Origin of the sequence: Methanobrevibacter sp. (genome assembly GCF_045644645.1) — an archaeon.
Taxonomy (GTDB): domain Archaea; phylum Methanobacteriota; class Methanobacteria; order Methanobacteriales; family Methanobacteriaceae; genus Methanocatella.
Map to the genome: position 1 here is coordinate 1 of NZ_JAZRHE010000158.1, position 24616 is coordinate 24616.

The following is a 24616-nucleotide window of genomic DNA, read 5'->3' on the forward strand; positions in this document are numbered from 1 at the left end:
AGAGGTTTTTATTATGTCAGATGGATTAGATATGTTTTGTTATCAATGTTCCCAGACCGCTAAAGGTACTGGCTGTACTGTAAGTGGAGTTTGTGGTAAAAAGCCAACCGTAGCAAGATTACAGGATAACTTGATCTTTACTATGAAAGGAATTAGTGCATACAACTACAATGCAAATGTTTTAGGAAAATTCGACCCGGAAATAGATGCATTTTTAACTAAAGGATTATACACCACATTGACAAATGTTAATTTTGATGTTAATGATTTGGTGGCACTTGCACTTGAAGCGGGTAAGGTTAGTGTGGATGTAATGAGACTGCTAAAAGATGCTCATATTGAAGCATACGGTGAACCACAACCTGTTGAGGTAAAAGTTGGCGCACAGGAAGGGCCTGCCATCATTGTAACCGGCCACGACCTAAAAGCATTGGAGGAATTGTTAAAACAGGTGGAAGGCACTGATATTAAAGTCTACACTCACTCTGAAATGTTGCCGGCTCACGGATATCCTGGATTAAACAAATATGAAAACTTGGCAGGACAACTCGGAGGGGCATGGCATGATCAAAGAACAACCTTTAAAAAATACAATGCAGCAATTGTTGGAACCAGCAACTGTGTCCTACCTGCACTTGATGCATACAAGGAAAGAATGTTCACAATGGATGTGGCCAAGCTCGAAGGCGTAAAAACTGTAGATGATTATGATTTCTCAGAAGTAATTGAATGTGCAAAATCTCTTGGAGGATTGGAAGCTGAAGAATTGACTACCATAACTACCGGTTGGAGTGCAGGAGCCATTGTAGAACATGCCGATGCAATCAAAAAATTGGTGGAGGAAGGTAAGATTAGAAGATTCTTTGTTGTAGGTGGATGTGACAAAGCAGCAAAACACAATGACTACTACAGGGAATTCGTCGCAAACTTGCCGGAAGACACTGTAATCTTGACATTGGCCTGTGGCAAATACAAATTCAATGACCTGGACTTGGGCGATATTGAAGGAATTCCAAGATTATTGGATGTAGGTCAATGCAATGATACAATCGTTGCTGTTGATGTGGCATTAGCTTTATGTGAATTGTTTGACATGGAATTGAATGATTTGCCATTGACAATCGTACTCAGTTGGATGGAACAGAAAGCAGCTGCAGTGCTTTGGGCTTTACTCTACTTGGGCAAAACCGATATGTGGATTGGACCAGTACTTCCTGCATGGGCAAATGAAGACATTTTAAATGTTTTAGTTGGAAATTACAACCTGACTCCAACAACTGGAGATGCAATTGCTGATATTAAAACCATTATGGGGGAATAGATTATGAGCGAGGATATTAAGGCAAAAGCTTTAGATATCCAATCTTTACTTGACTATCAGGATGATAGTGTCGTTAGCCGTGAGGTAATCAAAAAGGAATTGGGCACCGTAACATTCTTTGCCTTTGATCAGGGCCAGGGTTTATCCGAACATTCAGCTCCCTTTGATGCGATGGTTCAAATTATTGATGGTGAAGCGGAAATAACAATTTCCGGCGTGAAACACACAGTCAAAGCTGGTGAGATAATCATCATGCCTGCCAACGAACCTCATGCATTACAGGCTGTAAACAGTCCATATAAAATGATATTGACCATGATTAAAAGTGATTAATTTCATTTTATATTTTTTTCTATTTTTTCCACCAGACCATAATCCAGTCGGCTTTGTCTTTGACATTATAATATTTCTTAGTTTCTTCATCAAATGAAAGAATTCTTTTTAAATATTTTTCAAGAAGCTCTTTTTCTTCATTGTTATATAAATCAAGTCTGAATTTGCCGTTGTCCATGGCATCTTCAATGCTGTCATATTCACGGTAATTGTTTAGGTCAAATCTCTCGATGTTTGCATAAATTCCCATATTGAACAGGATATTAAAGAAGTAATTGTAGTCAGGGAAATCTTCGGTTTTAATGCCCAGCTCCTTATCGAAATCCTTTTCTATTTTTTTGTTTTCAGGTCCAAAAATGGTTATAAAAACAAATTTATTAGCTATCTTATTTAATTCCGTTAACACTTTCTTGATTGGGATAATTCCATTTAGGGATCTTGAACATATCACAACATCAACATCTCCAAGGTTTTCGTATTTTATCTCTTCGATTGGCTTTAAAATGGTTTCGATGTTGCCAATGTTATTGTCTATGGCTCTTTTTTCGAGGTATTCTAACATTTTGGCTGATGAATCCAGTCCGATTACTTTTTTCACTCTTTTGGCAATGGGTATCGTAACGGACCCTTCGCCGCAACCAACGTCCAAGACAGTATCATTTTCATCCAGGATTAGTTTATCAAATAATGCCTCCTGATAATCATCTTTTTTTGTTCTTTTATAAAAACCCGGTGCTGCTTTATCCCAATCTTTATTAACTTTATTTTCCAGTCTTTCAGCCCAAAATTCTTCCCATCTTACATCATTTGGGTTTTCAATGCATTGTTTCATTTTCACACCTTTGTCTTTCCGGATAATACATTCTGATAATCTTCATAATTTTCTTTTAAAAGTTCTGGGATATCTAACTCATAAGGGCATTTATCAACGCATTCATAGCATTCCACACAATCTAATGTATGTTTCATTATCTCTTGAGTTCTTTCATCTAGATTTGGTTCGGTTGGAAAACGTCTAATCCATAAAGACATTCTTGCACATAAGCTAATGTTAATTCCTTCAGGACAGGGCATACAATATCCGCAACCTCTGCAGAAGTTAACTCCAAGTTCTTTTTTATCATTTTCAATGGCTAATCTTAAATCGTCATCTAGAACGGTGTTTTCATCGTATGACAAAAATTCATTGAGTTCTTCTAGTTTTTGAATTCCCCAAATCGGTAGGACATTATCAAACTGGTTTAGGAATGCAAAGCTCGCTTTGGAGTTCTTGATTAATCCTCCACCCATTGCCTTCATGGCAATAAAGCCGACATCTAATCTTTTGCATTTTTCAACAAGATCTAATTCTTCATCCTCGCTCAGATATGAAAATGGGTATTGCAGTGTTTCGTATAGTCCTGAATCAAGTGCCTCGTGAGCATGCGTAATCTTGTGTGTTGTTATTCCGATGTGGTTAACCAAGCCTTCTTCCTTTGCTTCAAGCATTGCCTTAAATAATTCATCATCCTCTTTAGGGCAAAAGGAAATGTTGTGGAATTGATGCAGGTCAAGATAATCGGTTTTCATGCTTTTAAGGGAGGTCTCTAAATCACTCCAAAAGTCTTCTACAGTTTCCGCCCCACTTTTGCTTGCAAGAAAAATATTTTCCCGCACATCACTTAATGCACGACCAATCTTTTCTTCACTATCTGTGTAAAAATGTGCAGTGTCATAGAAATTTATTCCGTTTTCATATGCAGTTTGAAGAATTTCAATTGATTCTGCCATATTGCATCTCTGGATTGGCAGCGCCCCGAATCCGTTTTTATTTACTTCAAGATTAGTTTTTCCCAGCCTCATTTCAGTACCCCTTCATTTTCAATATAACATATAAAATTAAAATAATGGCCAATGCTATAATGGCATATTTTGTAGATAGGAATTTGGTTTTTTTGAATTCCTTGTCTTCAACATCATCATTCCTTAAAAGCCGATCTTTTTCAAAAGAACATTTTTGATAAATTTTCTCAATATCCTTTGGAAGTCTGCCGTATTCATTTAACATGTTAATTGTTTTATTTAGGTATTGAACCGCTTTTTGGTCTTCTCCAAGATTGACACAACAAAAGGCCGCTTTATAATTAAAGTTAGTTTTTAATTCTAAATCATCAGTAATTTTATTTTCATATGGTATGCATTGTTCATATGTTTTTAATGCTTCTCTGTATCTGTTAAGCTTATATAATGCATCACCTTTAGCATTCAATGCAATTATTGTTTCTTCTTCTTGTAAAGATTTATTCAAATAAGTTAAAGCCTCTTCATTTTTGTCTGTTTTTTGAAGCAGCTGGCCTTTGTATAAATCTGTTTTTTGGCTTGAGCCAAATTGATTTTCATAATCACTAAGACTTTTCAAGCCCTCTTCATATCTCTTTGCTTTAATTAAAAGCTCAATTCTTGCCATAATAATTTCCTTTTTGGATAAACGTGGCTTTTCGATATTGGAATAGGTTTCGTATTTCTCCAATGCATTATCCATATATTCCAATGATTCATCAATGTTGCCCTTATTAAACTTTGACATTGCCTTATCACACAATACATTGATGGATTTTGGCTGTTTTTCTAAATAGCTATCAAAATATTTCTCACCGTAGTCATCATTATCATGTGTTTCATCGTAGTATTGATAATAAAGACCTTTTTCTTCAAGTGCAGGCAAATAATCCTTTTCAATCAATAAGTCTAAAATGGATAAATAAGATTCAACATCATCTTTTCCGTGCTGTTTTCTAGCTAATTTAAGAGCTTCTTTTAAATTATCTTCTTCAATATATTGTTTTGCTTTGGAAAGGGTATTGCTCATTATATCAACCTAAGTTTTTTTTATCAATCTCCAATTTCTCTAAATTCTCCTCATTATATTTATATATTTTTAGATAGATAAATAATAATACTTATTTTTTATAGTAATTAATTAAATGTGATGATTGAATGAATGATTTAGAAGAAATTATTTATAAACATGCTTTATTGAATGCAGCCAAACATAAAGGAAGTGCAAATCCCGGTGCTGTGATGGGTTCAATCATGTCAAATGAACCTGAACTTAGAAGTAGAGCAAAAGAAATAGGGCCGATGTCTGGTAAAATTGTAGCAAAAGTAAATGCGTTATCTCCAGAAGAGCAAGCTAGTGAAATGGAAAAATTAGGTATTGAAGTTCAGGATAAAAAACCTAAAGCTAAAGAAACAGGCTTACAGGAACTTCCGGGAACTCATGAAAATATTGTTTTAAGATTTGCTCCAAATCCAAGTGGGCCTTTACATATTGGCCACTCCAGAGCAGCTGTTCCAAATGCAGAATATGTAAAAAGACACAACGGTAAACTGATTTTAAGGATTGAGGATACCGATCCGAAAAGGGTCTATGAACCTGCGTATGATATGATTCCAGAGGATTTGGAATGGCTAGGAATCAAAGCGGACGAAGTGGTTTATCAGTCTGATAGATTTGAGATCTATTATGATTATGCTCGTCAATTAATTGAAAAGGGTGCTGCTTACATGTGTACATGTGATGGAGCAACATTTAAGGAGCTTAAAGATAACTGCAAATCCTGTCCGTGTAGAAGTAATTCTGTAGAGGAGAATTTGGAGTTGTGGGATAAGTTTGGTACTATGGGAGCTGGTGAAGCAGTTCTCAGAGTTAAAACAGATATTAACCATAAGAATCCGGCAATTAGGGACTGGGTAGCCATGAGATTGGTTGATGAAACCCATCCTCGTTTAGGCAATAAATACAGGATCTATCCTATGATGAATTTCTCTGTAGCTGTGGATGACCATCTGATGGGTTTGACTCATGTATTGAGGGGAAAAGACCACCTCGCCAATACAGAAAAACAGAAATACCTATATGATGCCATGGGATGGGACGTGCCGGAGTATATACACTATGGAAGACTTAAGATGGAGGATATTGCATTAAGCACTTCCAAGGCAATGGCAGGGATTGAAGATGGAACCTATTCAGGATGGGATGACCCAAGACTCGGTACTTTAAGAGCCATTGCAAGACGGGGAATAGACCCAAGGACAATTTACAATTTGATTACTGAAATTGGTGTTAAAATGGCAGATTCTGCAATCAGCTGGAAAAAGATTTATGGGTTAAACCGTAATTTTTTAGAACCAATAGCCAATAGGTATTTCTTCTGTGAAGAACCTCAGTTAATTGAAGTTGAAGGTTACAATGATGGAAAAGTTGACATTGAAAGACCTCTCCATGCAGACCACTTGGATAGGGGAAATAGGATATTGCCATTTGATGGAAAGGCATATCTGGCAAAAGCTGACATTAATGATGGAATTTTCAGATTGATGGATGCGGTTAATGTTGAAATTAATGGGGATAAAATAACTTATCATTCCACTTCTTTTGAAGAAGCGCGTGAGGTTAAGGCAAGAATCATTCAATGGGTTCCAACTGTGGATAGTGTTAATGTTAAAATTGTCATGGATGATGCATCAATAAATGAAGGGCTTGGCGAAAGTGCACTCAATGATTTGAATGTTGGAGATGTTGTTCAATTTGAAAGAGTAGGTTTTGCACGCCTTGATGAGATTAAAGGTGATGAGTTAATCTTTTATTATGCCCATAAATAGGTGATTATATGACAATATTTTCAAATGGATTTGTGACACTTCAAATGCCTGAAGATTTTGAAGCTATTCCTACTAAAGATGAATTTAATGACATGTATTTGGTAAATACTAAAATTCCGATGTCCATTAAATTTTCAACAACACCTACTTTAGTTGGTCTTCCAGCTATAAAAGATGATATTGAGAAAAATATTGAAAACAATGATAAAATCAATTTAATGGCCTCTGATTTTTTAGCTATTAATGATAATATTTATTATATGATTGTTTCTTCTTTTTCTGATGGGGAAAATGAGATTTGCCGTAATGAATTTTTATATGTGGAAGATAATAACCTGTATATCTTTGAATACACTTATCCGTATGCGGATAGACAATTAGATGATTTCTATTTAAATGTTATTCGTTCTTTGAAAATCATTGTTCCAAAATATATGGTTGAAAACGGTAGTTACAGATTGAATAAAGAAGAATAATATTCTTTCTTTATCTTTTTTTTATTTAATTTGATTAAAAAGAGAAAAAATGAAAGTATACTATCAGTATACTTTTTTAACGTCTGATGGTTTGATAATGATGTTTTGTCGTCTGTATCTTACAGAAATGTCATCACCATTAATCGCATAAACTTGGCTTGAGTAGCTTTCACCCAAATGATTGAATATAATTTCATCACCTTTTTTGAGAACAACTTCATTGTTGTTAATTTGTATTTTGATGTTGTCTCTTGAAGGTTTTTCTTTAATTGATGGAATTTTTGACTCTTCAGGTTTTTCAGGTGTATCTTTAATTATGCTAAATACTTTTTCAGTATTTTTTTGCCTTAAGCCATCATCGAAGTCTTCTTTATGGTATTCGTCGTAAGTTGCTTCAAAATCAATATGGGTTTCGTTAATAATCGGTGCAAAATTGTCTTCATATTCATTTACATTCCTAATGAAATCTTCTTCAATGTGATTCACTTCAGGCTCATCAGGTGTAAGTCTTTCTTTCACGTCTTTGAATATTTTAGATCCTTTAATTGTATTAGTAATCTTAGCAAGGTCTTTCCTGTAATCCAAATCACTATCATATTCACCGGTTGTGTTGTTTTCATCAACTTTTGTAGGGGTTTTAAGCATTGGTTCTTTAATCTCTTCTTTAGGAACCTCGTTTTCAACATTGTCAAGTAAAACATCAGTTATGCCAGCACTTTCAGAGATGCTTTTAGGTTCTTCTTTAACTTCCTGGGATGCAGTGTTGATAGCTTCTTCAATGTCCTGTGATGTAACAATTGGAGTTTCACTTTCTTCACTTTCGGTTTTTTCTTTTGCATCACTTTCAGAGCCAATTAAATCGTTGATTGTTTCTTCTGTTTTTGGGTCTTCTGTTTTTTCGGTTATTATGTCGTTGATTGTTTCTTCTGTTTTTGGTTCTTCTGTTGAGGTTTCATTTATTAATTGATTAATTGTTTCTTCTTCATTGGTTATAATTTCTTCAATGAGGGCATCGTCTATTTTGTTTTCTTGTCTTTGTTTGATGCTTTCTTTTAATTCATTAATTTCTTCTTCATCATCAGCATTATGAGTTTCCTTTTCTCTTTCACTATCTTTTCTTTTGGACTCTTTAATTAATTCATCGATAGTGAATAAATCTTTTAATTCATGTTTTTCTTTGTTGGTATTGTTATTTCGAGTCATAATATCCATCTGGCTTTGTTTAATTGGTTCTTGGAATTTTTCAACGGTATTTCCATAATCAATAAGTACTTGATTTTGAGATTCGTATTCAACATTTCTGTATGAATTATTATTCTTATAATTTTCAACTTCATAAACAATTGGTCCTTCATTTACATCATTAAATGAAGCATTGTTTTCAAAGTCATGGGGATTAGATTTATTTGGTTGGCTATGAGTGGATTTGGAATTATTATTATTTCTAGATAAAAAATTTTTTCCTGTATCGTGTATGCTTTCCTTAGGTTGAGCGCCATTTAATATTGGCTCTTCATCTTTTGCAAGTTTGTCTCCTTTGTACTGCTTTTTAACCATTATTGAGGCGACAATACCGATAACGGCAATAATTATCCATATTATAATTGTTATTCCATTCATAGTTCCAACTTCTAATTTTTTTAAGTTAATAGTATTATATATTTATGTAAAAAAGTTAATTATAAATATTTTCATATTTGCAAAATCAAGTAATATTTTTAAAAAAATTTTGATTAATCATTCATTTTATATATCTCAAAAATAAAATATAAATTAGATTAATGTTAATGAGGATTAATTATGGTTGTTAAAATTAATGAAAACTATCTTAAATTGAAAAGCAGTTATCTTTTTGTTGAAGTGGCAAGAAGAGAAGCTGAATTTAGTCAGGCAAATCCTGATGCTGATGTTATTAAAATGGGTATTGGAGATGTAACCAAACCATTAGTTCCGGCAGTTGTGGATGCATTTCGCAAAGCCGTTGATGAAATGGGTGATGCGGATACTTTTATGGGATATGGTCCTGAACAAGGTTATGAATTTTTAGCCAAGGCCATTATTGAAAATGATTATAATAAGTATGGCATCGATTTGGACACTTCTGAAGTGTTCATTAGTGACGGTGCAAAATGCGATACCGGAAATATCCAAGAAATCTTTGGCATTGATAATAAAATCGCAGTGACTGACCCTGTTTATACTGTATATGTCGATACTAATGTAATGGCAGGAAGAACAGGAGAAATGCAGGAAGATGGAATGTATGAAGGATTAACATACATCAAATGTAATTCAGAAAATGGTTTTGTTCCTGAGCTTCCATCTGAACCCGTAGACATTATTTATTTATGTTATCCCAACAATCCGACAGGCACCACTCTCACTCGCGATCAACTGAAAGTGTTTGTTGATTATGCAAAAGAAAATAAGGCACTTATTCTATTTGATGCGGCTTATGAAATATTTATCACTGAAGATGATGTTCCTCACAGTATTTATGAAATTGAAGGGGCAAAGGAAGTGGCTATTGAATTTAAGAGCTATTCAAAAACTGCAGGATTTACCGGAACACGCTGTGCATACACTGTTGTTCCTAAAGAGTTGATTGGATATGATGGTGAAGGAAATGAAGTAGAAATCAATCCGTTATGGAACAGAAGACAAACCACTAAATTTAATGGTGCATCTTATCCAGTACAAAGAGCTGCTGAGGCAACTTACTCCCCTGAAGGTCAAAAACAAATTAAGGAAGTTGTTGATTATTATATGGAAAATGCTAAAGTCATTAGGAAAAGTTTAACAGACTTGGGTCTTGAAGTGTACGGTGGAGTAAGCTCACCTTATATTTGGGTAAAAACTCCAAATAACATGGATTCATGGGACTTCTTTGATTTGTTGTTAAATGAAGCTAATGTGGTTGGAACTCCGGGTTCTGGATTTGGTCCAAGTGGTGAAGGATATTTAAGACTTACTGCATTCAATACTTTGGAAAATACTAAAGAAGCTATGGATAGAATTTCAAAATTAGAATTTTAGGTGTTTATATTGAAAGTAATTGAAAAACCGATAACTATTGAAAAAGATGATTCATTTAAGAGGGTATTATCTAAATATGGTGCGTTAGCATTAGACAAACAAGAGAACCTTTCAGAATTGATTGGTGAAACAGCTGGAGATTTGGATATCGAAAAAGGAATCCTATCTTTTGGAGATATAGTTTTTCCGGTTCAAATATTAGGATTCTACTCTCAAGATTTAAAACAATGGTCTTGGGCATGGGATAATGAGGAGATATTTGGAGAAAATTTAATCAAAGCATCAGCGCAAATGAAAACTATCGGAGATGAATTCAACATACCAGAATTCAACTCCACTGCAATACAGTCTGATTTCAATGATTGCCATACATTGGCTATGGTTTCCACTTCCATTTTAAATATGGATGCATATTATGCAGTATCCGAAGAGGGCATTGACATATTTGTGCTTATCAAATCAGATTTAATCAAAGAAAACAATTCCGTAAAAAAATTCAGAGATACTTTCTACACTTTCCAAAAGAATTTCAATATTTATCCAAAGATTGCATTTGAAGCATACACTAAACTTAAGGGGTATGGTTTCAAGCCCCATGATGATTTTGCACTAGCTAAAATCGGTGAAAGTCGTGTAATGGCAGGATTCACTGAAAGAGGCAATGTTACCCGCATCATAATATTTGGTGATGATGAAAGGTGATTTTTGTGAATCCGGATTTGGCTGAAGAGATAGAATTCATGTTGGAGACACTCACTAAATCTGGATTTTTCAACAAAGAGGAAATCCTTGAAATATTGGAAGACGAATTCATTGGGGAAGACGTTGACTTTTCCCAATTCAATTTTTCTTTAAATGACTTTGATAATGCCAATTTCACTAAATTAGAAAGGGTTTTCAATGACCTTGGGCATGAAAATATTGTAGCTATTCATAATTGCGGTTATGATATTGAAGAAGGAGTTCAGGATGCTTTTGAATTGTTTGTTCATTTGCAGAATAATAGTTTCACACCTAACGGGTTTTGTTTTTACACTTTCGAAGATATTGAAGAGGCAATATATGATTGCAAATTAAAAATTACTTTTGGAGATTTTGAAAACAATGAGGATAAAGCTTTAGAAATTGGCAAAACCGTAAATCAATACCTCAAGGAAGCCGGTTTTAAAATAAATTGGGACGGAACAATTAACAACCAGATTGAGATTATCCAATTTAGATGGGATAAATCTTATAACGATGAAAAAGAATATGAAATTGAAGGAGCATATAATAGTTTTGTAAGGTGTTAAAATGAATGGCAGATCACTCAAATTAATTCGTGATGTAATTATTAATTCGGGCAGATTGACTTCTGTAGAAATATCTCAGGATTCAATATATTTGGAATTCAGGGATGTTGAACTTGGAGTTCCAAAAGAGACTGAAGACTTTTCCCTGACAGCTCGTTTTGCACTTGATTCTTTTTTCACAGTTTTCTATAATAACATATGGGATATAGAGTTTTTTTCCAAATACAATTTTGAAAGTCAGTTGTTAAGTGAAGAGGTTTTATTTGAAGTTGATGACATAAAGTTCGTTGATTTTGAATATCTTAACACATTTTTCCATGATTATAAAAAAGAGAAAACCATTTCCGTTGTTGAAGATTTCAGCATACATAATATTAGAAACGACTTTTTCATGCTGGTAAAAACAAAAGAAATAGCCATTGCCGTTGGCGGTAATCAAATGGATTTCTTCACTAATCATGAAAGGTTAACCGATGCTTCCTTAAGGGAATTGTCAAATCAATGGATGCTGTACTTTTTGAAGTATCATCTTAAAAGAAATATTATTAAAGATCCGATGTGTGAAAATCATCCGTTAAATCCTAAAAAATAACTATAACTATTTTTTTCATCATGTCTTCCATTAAATTATTTGGAAGTCATAATCCAGTATTTTTTTTTAAAGTAAGTGTTAATCAAATTCTTAAAAATAAAAAAAAGGATTAGGTGAGAGACATTAGGAAATTGTATATGTCCCTGAAACCTGAAACAAATCCATTGTATTCATTGTTATGGATATTGGCCATATCGTCTTCAATACGATAATCAACTTCTTTTTGGAATGTTGTGTTGTTGTAGTCATGGTCTGTAAAGTAATGAAGCTGAATCGCATAATTGGTATCCTGAGTATGGAAAACATAGTTGACACCGATGTGATTCCAGGTAGTATCGGTATTTCTTGATGGATTTGAGAAGTATTGCTTTGAAACTTTCATTCCTCCTAAAGTGATGTCTTCAGTATCAAGAACTTTATAACCGCCATCTTCCATGGCCCTGAATTTAGCTTCCGAAATTGACGAGATATGGTCTTCAGGCCAATCATCCCAATGGTCTATAACTACGTATTCATTTGTAATTGCATCGGGAGTTTTAGATTCGTTAGTCATATTCAATTCTTCAGTTGTATTCCATGCTTCCGGAACAACTGTCGCACTGTGACCAAATTCAATACTCTTGTCTGTTTTTAGACTTAAAAAACTATTGATTGCATTGATATTGGTTGCAATAAATAATATGATAATAAAAATAAGTACGGCGTGAAGCATGTCTTTTTTTCTCATTGGTCTTTCCTCCCTTTGTGTTCAGTTTTTGCCCATTTTCTTTCTTTTCGGGTCATCATAGTTTTCATTGTCATAAAAAACAATGGAATTAAGTGGAAACAATAAATATAATATTTTATTAGGTCTTTAAGAAAACTGGTTATGGAAGGTTTATCTCTTGAGAGGGCAAGGATAATGCCTGGGAAAAATGCAATCATGGATAAAAATCCAACAATAAAAGGAGCTTCCATTCTAATAACTGTAAAATCATGGAAAAAGAACCATGAAATTGCATTGAGTATTGTGACCAAAAATCCAAAGAAGATTAATAAATTAAAACTGTAAAATGAAATATGTTCCAGAATGTTGAATTTACGAGCAATAGATATTTTTGCCCTTAAAATCTGGGGCAGATATACAAATAAGGTTTCAAAGTTGCCTATGGCCCATCGTACTCTTTGTCTGAAAAATGCTCTCCATTCGGTAACCGCTTCCTGATAAACGGCACATTCTCCACAGTAACGTATCTTTCCATTATTAAGCATTATCTTGATAGCTAAATTCAAATCTTCAGTTACCGCAAAGCCGTCCCATCTACCGGATTCTATAATGGATGATTTTTTAACAAACTGGCCATTACCGCCTAAAAATCCAGTACTTCCTAAATTATCTTTTGCAATCAATGTATTTCCAAAACTGGCGAATTCTACATGTTGCATACGAGCTAAGTAATTTTCATCTCTATTCCACATCTTAACTCTTGATTGCACTCCATCTATATCCCCATTAAGGTATTGGACAATAGTATATAGATAATCTGTTTTAATTTGCGTATCCGCGTCAAAAACTCCAATTATCTCTCCTCTGGATAAAGTTAAAGCATCATTTAAAACAAATCCTTTACCTTTTCCAGACCGTGGAGGGTGTCTTGTAACTATTTTTAATTGGGGCAAATCTTTTTTTAATCCGGCTAGAATTTCACCAGTTCTGTCTGTAGACCCGTCATTGATTACGATTACCTCAAAATTAGCTTCTTCACCGAGGTAGTAATCTGATTTACAAACGCTTCTAACAGTTGCTTCAATAGTGTATTCTTCGTTATGTGCTGGGATAAAAACGCTTATGAAAGGAAGTTCTTCCTCTTCATATTTGACAATCTTCTTTTGCTTTTTCGCACTCATTATTGAGTTTAAAAGCATTGCAAATGTTGGAATCAAAAGCACCCATTGTAGCCAAGTTGCATTTCTGCTTAGGATAGCTATTATAATTAATGAAATACAAAGAACCAGAAGTAAGCTGGAATCTGATTTTTCAATCATCAGCTCAATATTTTTTTCTCTGATTTTATCTTGAGCTAATTTGACATTTATAGTATTTTGTTCATGCTTTTTAAGGGCAACTGCCATAGCTCTTTGAAGTTCATCTTTGTCAATTGGCTTTAATAAATAACCAAAAGGATTGCTCATTAATAATTTGTCAATTGTTTCGTCAAAAAGAGCCCCGACAATGATGATTATCGGCACATTAAAAAGTTCTAAGTCTCCAGTCAAACTAAGCAAATCCAAGCCTTCGATTTCAGTATCTAAAAAAATTAAGTTAGGGGATATTGTATCAATTTTTGTAAAAATATCCTCTGATTCAGATGCTGATCCCCAGTCTTCATAATCATAATCTTCGACGTATTCTTTTATTTGAGATAATAAGAATTCATCAGAGCTTATAGTAAATATCTTTGGCTTCCCTTGGATTAATTCTAATTCCGTCATTTAAATCTGTTTATTGTGTGAAGCCGCTTGCGTCATTTAATTTATTTTCTTCAAGTTTTGCTCTGTTGATTGTTATCTTAAGAGTTTTGTCTAATTTGTTGATGTCATATGGCTTTGATACAAAACCGTATGATCCTTTGACATTGGACTTTTCGAAAGTGTCTGTATCGGTGTTCGCGGTTAAATATATAATTGGTATTCTAAATTCGGAGATGACTTCTGCAGCTTCGATACCTTCCATATCTCCTTTTAATTTGATATCCATTAAAACAACATCTGGTACTTTTTCTGCCGCAACATCAATTGCAGCCTGACCGGTATCAACAGTATCAATAACTTCGTAACCTAATTCTTCTAAACTGTATTTTAAATCAAGTGCTGTAATTGCTTCATCTTCAACAACTAATATTCTTTCATTCATGTTATTGCCTCATATATCATTAGTTTTATGTTGTTTATTATATTTATATTTTTATTTGTTCGAATCCTCTAAAACATTATCCCTCAATGGTATGTTCCATTGTAATTGGGAATGTTAATTTATATCCTGTTCCATTTTCATGTTGGAATAATTCGATATGGCCGTCTAGCTGTTTTGTGAGATTTTTAATGATTTCACATCCTAGATTCTTGGTGATTCTATCAGGGTCGTCAATTCCAACTCCATTGTCCTGAAGTATTAATTGTGCATTCTCATTATCGATTTTATATATTTTCTTGATAATCTTCTTATTTGGCATTGTTTTATCAGGGAATGCATGTTTAATGGCATTCATAGTCAACTCATCAATAACAAGTAGCAATGGTGTAATAACTTCAATTGTTAAAACTAAATCCTCATCAACTTCAGATTCAAATTCAATTCCATCTCTTAGGCCAATCAAACCACGTAATTGGCTGTCCTGATCTTCAATGTATTCTTTCAGGTTAATATTCTTAAAGTCGGTTGTATTGTAGGTTTTTTCGTGAAGGATGGCAAGAGATGATAATCTGGATTGCATATGGTCAATAATTATGTTAGGTTTATTTTTATATGCTCTTTTTTCCAGATTCAAGAAACTGTTCAATACCTGAAGATTGTTTTTGACCCTATGGTGAACCTCTTTAATCAATACTTTTTGATGTTCGTTAGCTTCCATTAATGCTAATTGTTTGGTTCTTTCTTCAGTAACGTCAGTTAAAAATCCGATACTGTGTGTTTCGGAACCAAATTCAAACCTTTCAATATATAATTCAGCCATTTTTTGGTTGTTTTCATCCCCATTCACATTGTAGGTGAATGTTTCTTCAAGTTCGTTGATTTGCCCATCCATTAATCGGATAAGATTATTGATCACGTCTTCCTCCACGATATTTTGAACGACTGCACGGGAATGATGATATTCTTCCGGACTTATTTCGATTAGGTAGTAGAATCCCTGTGAGAATTCATACTGTTTGACATTTAAAGGTTCAATAAGCAATGCCAATTTCTTATTGTTTTTAAATCCTTTAAGCAGGAAATCAACGGGTCTTGTCATTTTTCTACTTGAATCGGTACTCACATCTTTTATTAAACCATAACGGCTTAATAATAATCCGTTTTCATCAAACTTGGAGTAAAGGTTTATTTCAATATATTTTAAAACGCCGTCATCGGTTCTAATTCTGATAATGCTTTCGTAGTTGCTTCTCCCGGAATCAAGTTCTCTAAGCATTTTTTCGAGCAGGGGTTTGTCTTCGGGAATAACTAAGTCAAAAACAATATTGAAGTACTCGTCGTTTTCCTCCCTTCCCCTATTGATGATATTATAGATGCCTTGTGTCCAGGAGTATCTGTCTTTGATTTTGTAGTAACTTCCGGTTTGTGAGAAATATTCAATTAGATTTGCTTTTTCGTCATATTCCTCATCAGAAACATGTAAGCTGGTTTCACGATTGTCCCTATGGTCTGAAATTAAAATTATTTTATCCATATCATAGATAATTTTCACATTCGAAAATCTGGCTAATTTTTCATGGAAGTGATAATAGAATCTCATTTTCTTAGTTTTATGGGTTTCATAAACTTCCTTAAATGGTTCTTTTAGAATTTTATAAAAACCGGGGGATGTTTTACTAAGTAAACGTCCTGCAACATCAGTCTGTTTGATGTGCCCTCTTACAAGTGCGCCTAATCCTAATCGGTGAACAATAAAGTCTTCACCATCGTTAACAGGTACAAAGATATCCAAGTCATTACTAAGATTATCCAATGTTTTGTCAAAGGGAGTGTAAGGAATTTCAAATTCCTGTGGGACGTACTGGAACAGCTCACTCTCTTTAACGTCATAGATATTAACTTCTTCAGTGTCTTCTAATTTCCTATATGTTTTTTCAATCCTCATCAGATTCACCCTCCCATAGTTCGCGATGATATGCAATAGTATGATCGAAGTTCACAGGGAATATTATTTTAAATCCGGTTCCTACTTCGCAGTCTAAAATTTCAAGTTCTCCGTTTATCTGTCTAGTTAAATTGTTAATTATCTCCCAACCTAAGTTATGGTTAACTAAGGCGTCTTTATCTTTAAGGCCAACTCCATTATCTCTTAATATCAGCTCACAGATATGTTCGTCAATGAAATCAATTTTTTTGGATATTGTTTTATCAGGCATATCTGGATCTGGGAATGCATGCTTGATTGCATTCATTGTCAGTTCATCAACTATTAGAAGCAATGGTGTAATAACGTCTATGGAAAGATGAATTTCCGGATCAACTTCTGATGTAAAGTTTATGTCTTTTGCTCTGAATAGCATTTCTAATGTTGAATCCTGGTCTTTCATGTAATCTTCAAGATTAATATTAATAAAATCTTCAGTATTGTAGGTCTTCTCGTGAAGAAGAGCAAGTGAAGCTAAACGTGCCTGCATGTTGTCTAAAATACGATTTGGATTATCTCCATATTCTCTTCTTTCAAGGTTTAAGAAACTGTTCAATACTTGCAAGTTGTTTTTGACTCTGTGGTGAACTTCCTTGATTAGGATGTTTTTAGTTGCATTGGATTTTATTAGTTCCTGCTGTTTTTTGCGTGAAAGTGTAATGTCGGTTAAAAACCCAATACTGTGGTCTTGATTACCGTATTTAAAGCGTTCGATAAATAATTCGCATATCTTGCAATTGTCAATGTCGCCATTTACTTTATATGTAAATACGCAGTTAATTTCGTTAAGTTCACCATCAATCAGTTCATCAATTTCGTCTCTTATATCATCTTCGATAATATTCTTTATGACATCTCTATTGTGAATGTATTCGTTTTTTGGAATTTCAATCATTTTATAAAATCCTTCACTGAATTCGTACCTTCTGCTTAAAGGTTCGACAAGTAAGGATAATTTGGAATTGTGATTGAATCCGTTTAACATGAAATCAACCGGTCTTGTCATGTGTTTATGAGAATCAACACTAACATCTTTAAAGAGGCCATAATTGCTTACTTCTTCACCGTTTTCATCAAATTTAGAATATAAGTAGGTATCTAAATATTTAATATGACCTCCGGGAGTTTTTATTCTGATGATATTTTCATAAGTATCAGTTTCAGGGCTCATTGTTTTAAGCAATTCTTCAACTAAAGGTTTATCTTCAGGAACCACCAGATCAAAAATAATGTTATAATATGCATCGCCGGATTCTTTTGAACGATTAATTATATTATAAATGCCGGGGGTCCATATAAATTCATCATTTTTCTTGTAATAGCTTCCGGTTTGTGAGAAATATTCGATTAAATTAGCTTTATTTTCGTCATCTTCCAGTTGCTGCTCTTCAGCAGTTTTAGTTACATTATCCGCCTTTTTCAAATCAGAAATAATAAATATTTTTCCTTCATCGCATAGGATATGAATATTTGCAAGGGTTACGATCTTATCACTAATATAATAAAATATTCGCATTGCTTTTGTTTCTCCAGTTTCATAAACTTCTTTAAATGTATTCTTAAAGATATCATAATAGAACGGAGAAGCTTCGCTAAACTTTCTTCCTTTGACATCTTCCTCTTTTATATTCAACCTTTCAAGCATATTCCATCCTATTCTTTCAACAAGATAATCATCATCCTCTAAAGGTGAAAAAACGTTGATGTCTGAAGGTACATGTTTCATAATATTGCTAAAACGAACTCCATCTAGTTTTTTAACCGGTTCCGCGATGTGAAACACTTCGCTTTTGTCAATATTATAAACTCGTATTTCTTCTATTTTTTCCAATTCACGATATTGTTTTTCAACATGCATGCAAATTACCTTGAGTTTATCAATTATATGAATAATATTTTTATTTAATATAATATTTATATTATATGAATTCATTTTTTGATATATTCATTTTTGTATTAGAAAAACTTTTTAATTATGAATGACATACTAATTGTGTTATGGAACTTTTTTTAAATTTTCATACTTATTGATTATAAGGAGTTATTTGATGACATGTAGTATTTTAGTTGGTGGAGCATGGGGTGATGAGGGTAAAGGAAAATGCATTACTTACCTTTGTGACACTGATAAACCAGAAATTATTGCTCGTGCAGGAGTCGGACCAAATGCAGGGCACTCTGTTGAATTCAACGGGGAAAAATATGGTTTAAGATTAACCCCATCAGGTTTTGTACACACTGGTGCTAAACTCATGATTGGTGCTGGAGTTTTAGTAAATCCAAATGTGCTGTTCAAAGAATTTGAAGACTTAAAGAAATATGATGTAAAGGAAAGGATGTGTGTTGACCCGAGATGTGCAATAATTAATGAGGAGCACATGTCAAGAGATAAAAACTCTGAGTATTTAGCTAAAAAAATTGGAAGTACAGGTTCCGGTTGCGGACCAGCAAATTCAGACCGCGTAATGAGAACAATTGATTTAGCCCGCGACGTTCCTGAACTTGAAGATTATATTTGCGATGTTTCACTTGCAGTTAATGAAGCTATTGATGATGGTGAAGATGTATTTATTGAAGGATCACAAGGTTTCGCCCTTTCCTTATACTATGGGTCATATCCCTTTGTGACCAGTAAGGACACTACCGCATCCACATTCGCTGCAGATGTAGGTGTCGGGCCAACTAAAATCGATGAAGTTATCAATGTATTCAAATCTTATATTTCCCGTGTGGGGGAAGGTCCGTTTCCAACTGAAATGACTCAGGAGGAAGCAGAAAGCAAAGGGCTTGAAGAGTATGGTGTTGTAACAGGAAGGCGTAGAAGAATCGGTTACTTTGACATGGAACTTGCAAAGGAGTCTTGCAGAATCAATGGTGCAACCCAAATTGCCTTGACATGTGTTGATAAGCTATTCGATTGTGCACGTGTTCAGGACTACAGTGAATTATCAGCTGAAACCAAAGCTTTCATCGAAGATATTCAAACAGAAACAGGGGTGCCGGTAACTATTATCTCAACAGGACCAGATTTAAAAGACACTATTGATTTAAGAAAGGAATTATTATAATTCTTTTTACTTTTTTTTATTAAAATTAATTTTCTATTGGCATCATTTTGCAAACAGGGCTGACAATACTGGAACTATTATAATAAGCCCCATAGGCCATTAATTCAAACTGTTTGGAATTGATGAATAGCCCAATAATTACAATTATCCGGATTATTGCTAAAAATAGATTATTGAATGCTGATTTTTGTGACGGTTTTCTAAAAAATAAAAAGGGTAAGGTTCGAAATTTAGTCGTTTGCTAAATTGTCGAAGTATCCCTGTATGAATATGACTGGTGTTCCCTTGTCTCCGGAACCGCTGGTTAGGTCGCAAAGAGATCCGATTAAATCGGTCAATACTCTTGGAGTGGTTCCTTCGGTAATCATTTGTCCAGTTAAATTCGCATCTTTGTGTCTTATTTCTTCTTTGATTGCTTCTTTCAACTCGTCACCTTTCAAGTCTGCGAATTTGTTGTCTGAAACGTATTTTAGTTTGATTTCGTTTGGATATCCCACTAATCCGCTGGTGTGTGCTGGTGAAACTACTGGGTCTGCGAGTTCCCAGATTTTTCCAACAGGATCTTTGAATGCTCCGTCACCGTAAACCATTACTTCTATTTGCTTGCCGGTTAAATCGATTAGTCTTTTTTGCACTTCATTGACCAATGCATCTCCGGTTTTTGGGAATAGTTTTAATTTTTCTTCTGTCGCTTTGTTGGAACCTAGTAGTCCGTAGTCTGGGTTGCAGCCTGAACCGTTGATTGGTTCGGTTAATATTTGGTGTAGGCCATATACATTAGCTCCTTTATCTTTAAGTAGTTTTGTTGTTTTTTCTCTTGTGTGTATATCGCAGGTTAAGACATCGGTGTTGTAGTCAAGGATGGTTTTCACGTCGTTTGAAAATACGAATTCAACTTCACAGTTTTCCTCTTCAATCAGTTCTCTGTAAAAGTCAACCATGTTGATTCCGGTGAATGGGTGTATCCATGAACCGAATGTTTCCTTGTATTCATCTTCGGTGATGACGCTTCCAAGGTGATATTCGCTTGCTTCTAAAATGTGTTCGTCCAATATTCCGTTTCCCACTTCGTCTGCAGGGAATGATGATAATAATGTGATTTTGTCCACTCCTCTTGCAATACCTTTCAGGATAATGGAGAACCTGTTTCTGCTTAAAATTGGGTTTACCACCCCAATGTCTTTGGATGGGAATTTGTTTTGAACGTCTTCTGCAACATCGTCCACAGTCACATAGTTTCCTTCTGAAATTCCTACGACTGCTTCTGTAATCGCAACAATATCCTTGTCTCTGAATTCAAATCCTTCACTTTCTTTTGCCGCCATCAATGAATCCACAACAATAGTTGCCAAATCATCGTTTTCCTTAATAATAGGTGTTCTTATACCACGTACTACAGTACCTACACATCTCATTTTGATTACTCCTAATGACTATAAAATGTTTTGTTGAATAAAATTCAACAACCCTATAATTTTATATTTTTTAAGTTATATATAGGTTAAGATTTTTTCTATTTATTAATTAATAACCGCACTCATCAAAGTGTGTTTTAATTTTCAAATAGAACTCTTCGGCAGTAAAGTCAAAGTCATTATTAAATGACTTATATGCTAAAGTACAGTCGGTTTTCAGATTATATCTAAAATCAGGGCATTCACTAAAGAATTTTTCAAAACAGATTTTGGAAGGTTCCGGGAATTGAACTTCATCAAATGAAATCTTATTCAGGGTCATTTTCATTGCACAATATAAGACAGTAAACTGAATGGCTGATGCATAAGCATCATAATATTCGCCGTAATCCAGATTGACGTCAAAATAAATCATAAAGTTAATCAGCACATGTGAAACCCAAATTAAAGAATTTGGTTCAAATCGTTCTAATTGCAAATCAGTGAATTTGAAAATTAGATCTTCCAAATCTTTATCATTATTGTCTTCACAATATTTGAAGAACTCCTCAAACGAATAATTGGATAGATATTTGATGTATGTATCTTTAATTTCTTCATCACAATCATATTTGGAAATTTTTTTTAATTCTTTTCTTTTTAATTTTTTGGGATATGTGAACATTTCAATCAATTTTTAAGTGTGTTAATCAGATTATATTGAATATTTTATATAAATGTAATTGTTTTTTCTTAAATCACTACTAAAAGACAAGTATTTCTTTTGCAAACAAATTTGCACTTTCAAATCGTGTATCAAGCAAATATTTTTCTAATTTTAGGGTGGCATATACATAACTATTTTTTCCTCCGTGCAGCCACTATTTAATATAATGTCATCCTCATTAATATCTGTCCATTAAAAAAAATTTATATATCATAAAAAATATAACAATTGTTATGGAATTTCTAAGACAAACTGATGTAATTCAATGGAAAGATGGTGAGTATAAAACAATTAAAGAAAACAGTGTTGATGATGAATATACTTATTTATTCATTGATTATCTGCCTCCTCGTAAATTTTCAACTTATCCTAAGGATTTGGAAGATTTTGCGGTAGGATACTGCCTTGGTGAAGGATTAATTAAAGATTATTCAGATATTAAATCAATCAATTTGGATGGAATGAATGTACTTGTTTCCACCAATCTAAATCATGATCCTGAAGAGGATTTGGAGCAGGATGGGATTGTTCAGGAGAGAAAAGGAAACTGTGAACATGCATGTGTCTGCCGACTTTTAGAATATCAGGGAGTTAACTCTGATAATGCGGGAGGAATCAGATCTGAACTAAAAACAATTGAACCAAATATGTCTGATTTAAAAATAGCTGCAACACAAATTATCAAAGACATAAAACATTTAACTGATGAAGCTAGGATATGGCAGAAAACAGCGGGAGTTCATGTTGCACAACTTAAATATGACGACAATATCATCATTCGTGAGGATGTAAGCCGTCATGTGGCGGTTGATAAGGTAATTGGGGCGGCGGCAAAAGAGGGCTATGACTTTAGCAGATGTTACATTTCATACAGCGGAAGAATGCCTGCCGACATGTTAATAAAGGTAATAAGAGTTGGGATTCCAATAATCATTTCAAATGCCGCACCTGCATCATCAGGCATTGATGTAGCTCGTGCCGGCAACATAACCATGGTTGGTTTTGTAAGGGATAATAGATTTACTGTTTTTACAGCATTTGAACGTGTGGATTTGGAAAAATAGATTAAAAATAGATGTTAAAACATCTATTTAAAGTTCCTCTAAACTAAATGAGCCTAAATCAAGCAGGTCAAATGTTAATATTTTTGGAGCTACAGTAACTTTTCCAACTCCAGTTATAATTTTATAGGCCTCAAAAGCTTCCAAACATCCAATCAAATTTGGTGTAGGTCCAATGACTGGGGGGACGCCGGAAGTTACATTTTTTAAAGCTTCAATTGTTTCATCATCCAATTCTTTTCCAATTGATGGTAAGTTGAACATCTCTTCATAAGTTTTTTCACTGTTAGGTAAAAATACTGTAACTTGACCTAAGGTTCCGTGGATTGCACCGTGAATATATGCAATTCCTTTTTCTTTTGCTTTTCTTGATACGATGACTCTTGTTAGGACATTATCAAGAGCATCAATTACAATATTGGAATCTCCTATGACTTTATCAATGTTGGTTTGGTCTACATGTTCATTGAATGTTGTAACTTTTACATAAGGGTTTATTAATCTAACTTTTTCAGCAGCAACTGCACTTTTATCAAGTCCCAAATCAGCCATTGTTGCTAATGTTTGTCTGTTTAAGTTGGATAGGTCAAATGCATCCTTGTCAACCAATACAAGCTCGCCAACACCCATTCTTGCAAGCATTTCAATTGTTTCTCCACCGATTCCACCACAGCCAATGACCGTGATTTTGGCGTCTTTAAATCTTTCCTGTTCGCTTCTTGTTACTATACTCATTTGACGGGAAGCTATTTCCCAGTATCCATCACCTATGTATCTTGTTGGCATTTTTTCACCTAAATATCTCTTCTTAATTTTGGCAGTATTTCCATAAATGCATCTAATGCATCTTCATAATTTTTAAAATTGTGTCCTTTAATTAATCCATTTTTGAAAATTGTTATCTTGTCTAATTCTATTTTATCTTCATCATCAAAAATTATATTTTCTATTTGATTTTTGGTATTTTCAAGGTTTATTGTAAATGGAAGTTGGTGGGAAAATGACTCGTCATTATGGTCAATTTTGATGTATTCATTATCATCAATATTTGACAAATTTAGTGCAACTTTCCCGAAACCTTGCCTTTTTAATTCATCATTGATTTGATTATATTTGTCGTCAAGTAGAATTTCATTCACATTATCAACTTCAATCATACCAATTTCTCCAAAATCTCTAACTTTGGCTATTCTGCAGGCAGTATTAGCCAGGATATAGTCTTCTGAATAGCTAATTCTTTCGATTTTTTCAGGAGTGACCTGTGTGTTTGCAGGGATTCTTGTTGCAAGACAGGTTGTAGATCTTGAATACGGAATCATATTCTTATCTAGATACCCATGAATTTCTTTTGAAGTTAATTTAGCTTCAATGAAGGGAGTTTTAAAATCATTTTCATAAGTTATCAGTATTCCTGGCCTGTCATTGACTAAATCGCTGATGTTATTGCCGTCACAAATGAAATCAAATCCATTTTCCAAAGCAGTTTTCTTGATTTGTGAATACATTAATTTTCTGCAGTTATAACATCTGCCTGTATCGTTAGATAAAAAATCTTCATCATCATAAAAATTGATGTCAATAATCTCATGGGATATTCCAAAGGATTTGGCAATGCTTCTGGCATTTTCAACAAAATCTTTTGGAAACAAATGGTTGTCAATAGTGACGGCCAATGTATCGGCCGCGACTTTTGAAGATAAGTAAGCTATTAATGTTGAGTCAGCACCGCCTGAAAAACCAACAGCAACTTTTTTATCTTTTAAAATATCTTTTACAATATTTATTTTATCTT

23 protein-coding genes are annotated in these 24616 nt (G+C 33.9%); 10 read left to right on the forward strand and 13 right to left on the reverse strand.

Annotation, left to right across the window (positions count from 1 at the left end; genetic code table 11):
* Positions 1-13: 13 nt before the first annotated feature.
* Positions 14-1321: a hydroxylamine reductase gene (gene hcp / locus ACKI4K_RS09950; RefSeq protein ID WP_407424723.1), complete on the forward strand. Its 1308-nt coding sequence runs from the start codon at positions 14-16 to the stop codon at positions 1319-1321.
* 3 nt (positions 1322-1324) lie between these two features.
* Positions 1325-1654 (forward strand): cupin domain-containing protein, encoded by a 330-nt coding sequence (locus ACKI4K_RS09955; protein ID WP_407424725.1) that lies wholly within the window; start codon positions 1325-1327, stop codon positions 1652-1654.
* 19 nt (positions 1655-1673) lie between these two features.
* Here the strand turns inward: ACKI4K_RS09955 and ACKI4K_RS09960 are convergent, their stop codons facing one another.
* Genes ACKI4K_RS09960 through ACKI4K_RS09970 form a run of 3 tightly spaced genes read right to left on the reverse strand, consistent with a single transcriptional unit; the run spans position 1674 to position 4502 of the window.
* Positions 1674-2486 (reverse strand): class I SAM-dependent methyltransferase, encoded by an 813-nt coding sequence (locus ACKI4K_RS09960; protein WP_407424727.1) that lies wholly within the window; start codon positions 2484-2486, stop codon positions 1674-1676.
* A gap of 2 nt (positions 2487-2488) precedes the next feature.
* On the reverse strand, positions 2489-3496 hold the full coding sequence (locus ACKI4K_RS09965) for an aldo/keto reductase (protein WP_407424729.1): 1008 nt from the start codon (positions 3494-3496) through the stop codon (positions 2489-2491).
* A gap of 1 nt (position 3497) precedes the next feature.
* Positions 3498-4502 (reverse strand): tetratricopeptide repeat protein, encoded by a 1005-nt coding sequence (locus ACKI4K_RS09970; RefSeq protein WP_407424731.1) that lies wholly within the window; start codon positions 4500-4502, stop codon positions 3498-3500.
* A gap of 128 nt (positions 4503-4630) precedes the next feature.
* Here ACKI4K_RS09970 and ACKI4K_RS09975 point away from each other — a divergent pair, with 128 nt between their 5' ends.
* Both ACKI4K_RS09975 and ACKI4K_RS09980 read left to right on the forward strand, forming a co-directional pair.
* Positions 4631-6301: a glutamate--tRNA ligase gene (locus tag ACKI4K_RS09975; RefSeq protein WP_407424733.1), complete on the forward strand. Its 1671-nt coding sequence runs from the start codon at positions 4631-4633 to the stop codon at positions 6299-6301.
* 8 nt (positions 6302-6309) lie between these two features.
* Entirely contained in the window at positions 6310-6777 is a 468-nt protein-coding gene (locus ACKI4K_RS09980) for a hypothetical protein (protein WP_407424735.1), read from the forward strand.
* A 63-nt stretch (positions 6778-6840) separates the two neighbouring features.
* On the opposite strand, the gene ACKI4K_RS09985 is transcribed toward ACKI4K_RS09980, so the two are convergent.
* A complete protein-coding gene (locus ACKI4K_RS09985; protein ID WP_407424736.1) occupies positions 6841-8397 on the reverse strand; it encodes a hypothetical protein in 1557 nt (518 codons plus the stop codon).
* 180 nt (positions 8398-8577) lie between these two features.
* Here ACKI4K_RS09985 and ACKI4K_RS09990 point away from each other — a divergent pair, with 180 nt between their 5' ends.
* Genes ACKI4K_RS09990 through ACKI4K_RS10005 form a run of 4 tightly spaced genes read left to right on the forward strand, consistent with a single transcriptional unit; the run spans position 8578 to position 11697 of the window.
* The gene (locus tag ACKI4K_RS09990) at positions 8578-9813 is read left to right on the forward strand and encodes an LL-diaminopimelate aminotransferase (protein ID WP_407424737.1); all 1236 of its coding nucleotides are present in this window, start codon (positions 8578-8580) and stop codon (positions 9811-9813) included.
* Positions 9814-10515 (forward strand): DUF6882 domain-containing protein, encoded by a 702-nt coding sequence (locus ACKI4K_RS09995; protein ID WP_407424738.1) that lies wholly within the window; start codon positions 9814-9816, stop codon positions 10513-10515.
* 5 nt (positions 10516-10520) lie between these two features.
* Entirely contained in the window at positions 10521-11105 is a 585-nt protein-coding gene (locus ACKI4K_RS10000; RefSeq protein WP_407424739.1) for a DUF6891 domain-containing protein, read from the forward strand.
* A gap of 1 nt (position 11106) precedes the next feature.
* Positions 11107-11697 carry a hypothetical protein gene (locus ACKI4K_RS10005; RefSeq protein ID WP_407424740.1) on the forward strand — a complete coding sequence of 197 codons (591 nt, stop codon included), beginning with the start codon at positions 11107-11109 and terminating at the stop codon, positions 11695-11697.
* Positions 11698-11806: 109 nt separating this feature from the next.
* Here ACKI4K_RS10005 and ACKI4K_RS10010 read toward each other — a convergent pair whose 3' ends face one another.
* The 5 genes from ACKI4K_RS10010 to ACKI4K_RS10030 all read right to left on the reverse strand — a co-directional run bounded on the left by ACKI4K_RS10010 (position 11807) and on the right by ACKI4K_RS10030 (position 18432).
* Positions 11807-12424: a hypothetical protein gene (locus ACKI4K_RS10010; protein ID WP_407424741.1), complete on the reverse strand. Its 618-nt coding sequence runs from the start codon at positions 12422-12424 to the stop codon at positions 11807-11809.
* Positions 12421-14169: a glycosyltransferase gene (locus tag ACKI4K_RS10015; RefSeq protein WP_407424742.1), complete on the reverse strand. Its 1749-nt coding sequence runs from the start codon at positions 14167-14169 to the stop codon at positions 12421-12423. The genes ACKI4K_RS10010 and ACKI4K_RS10015 overlap by 4 nt, the downstream gene beginning before the upstream one ends.
* A gap of 10 nt (positions 14170-14179) precedes the next feature.
* Positions 14180-14590, reverse strand: coding sequence for a response regulator (locus tag ACKI4K_RS10020; protein ID WP_407424743.1), 411 nt, complete (start codon positions 14588-14590; stop codon positions 14180-14182).
* Between the two features lie 76 nt (positions 14591-14666).
* Positions 14667-16535 (reverse strand): sensor histidine kinase, encoded by a 1869-nt coding sequence (locus tag ACKI4K_RS10025; RefSeq protein ID WP_407424744.1) that lies wholly within the window; start codon positions 16533-16535, stop codon positions 14667-14669.
* Positions 16525-18432, reverse strand: coding sequence for a histidine kinase dimerization/phosphoacceptor domain -containing protein (locus tag ACKI4K_RS10030; RefSeq protein ID WP_407424745.1), 1908 nt, complete (start codon positions 18430-18432; stop codon positions 16525-16527). The genes ACKI4K_RS10025 and ACKI4K_RS10030 overlap by 11 nt, the downstream gene beginning before the upstream one ends.
* Positions 18433-18622: 190 nt before the next feature.
* Between ACKI4K_RS10030 and ACKI4K_RS10035 the strand changes: the two genes are divergently transcribed.
* Positions 18623-19642 (forward strand): adenylosuccinate synthetase, encoded by a 1020-nt coding sequence (locus ACKI4K_RS10035; RefSeq protein WP_407424746.1) that lies wholly within the window; start codon positions 18623-18625, stop codon positions 19640-19642.
* A gap of 230 nt (positions 19643-19872) precedes the next feature.
* Here ACKI4K_RS10035 and ACKI4K_RS10040 read toward each other — a convergent pair whose 3' ends face one another.
* Positions 19873-21057, reverse strand: a complete 1185-nt coding sequence (locus ACKI4K_RS10040; protein WP_407424747.1) for a coenzyme F420-0:L-glutamate ligase — start codon at positions 21055-21057, stop codon at positions 19873-19875.
* Positions 21058-21166: 109 nt separating this feature from the next.
* Positions 21167-21721, reverse strand: a complete 555-nt coding sequence (locus ACKI4K_RS10045) for a hypothetical protein (protein WP_407424748.1) — start codon at positions 21719-21721, stop codon at positions 21167-21169.
* Between the two features lie 275 nt (positions 21722-21996).
* Between ACKI4K_RS10045 and fdhD the strand changes: the two genes are divergently transcribed.
* Positions 21997-22827: a formate dehydrogenase accessory sulfurtransferase FdhD gene (gene fdhD, locus ACKI4K_RS10050; protein ID WP_407424749.1), complete on the forward strand. Its 831-nt coding sequence runs from the start codon at positions 21997-21999 to the stop codon at positions 22825-22827.
* Positions 22828-22854: 27 nt separating this feature from the next.
* On the opposite strand, the gene ACKI4K_RS10055 is transcribed toward fdhD, so the two are convergent.
* Both ACKI4K_RS10055 and ACKI4K_RS10060 read right to left on the reverse strand, forming a co-directional pair.
* Entirely contained in the window at positions 22855-23610 is a 756-nt protein-coding gene (locus tag ACKI4K_RS10055) for a HesA/MoeB/ThiF family protein (protein WP_407424750.1), read from the reverse strand.
* A gap of 8 nt (positions 23611-23618) precedes the next feature.
* The coding region (locus ACKI4K_RS10060; protein ID WP_407424751.1) for a 7-cyano-7-deazaguanine synthase at positions 23619-24616 on the reverse strand (998 nt) is incomplete at its 5' end.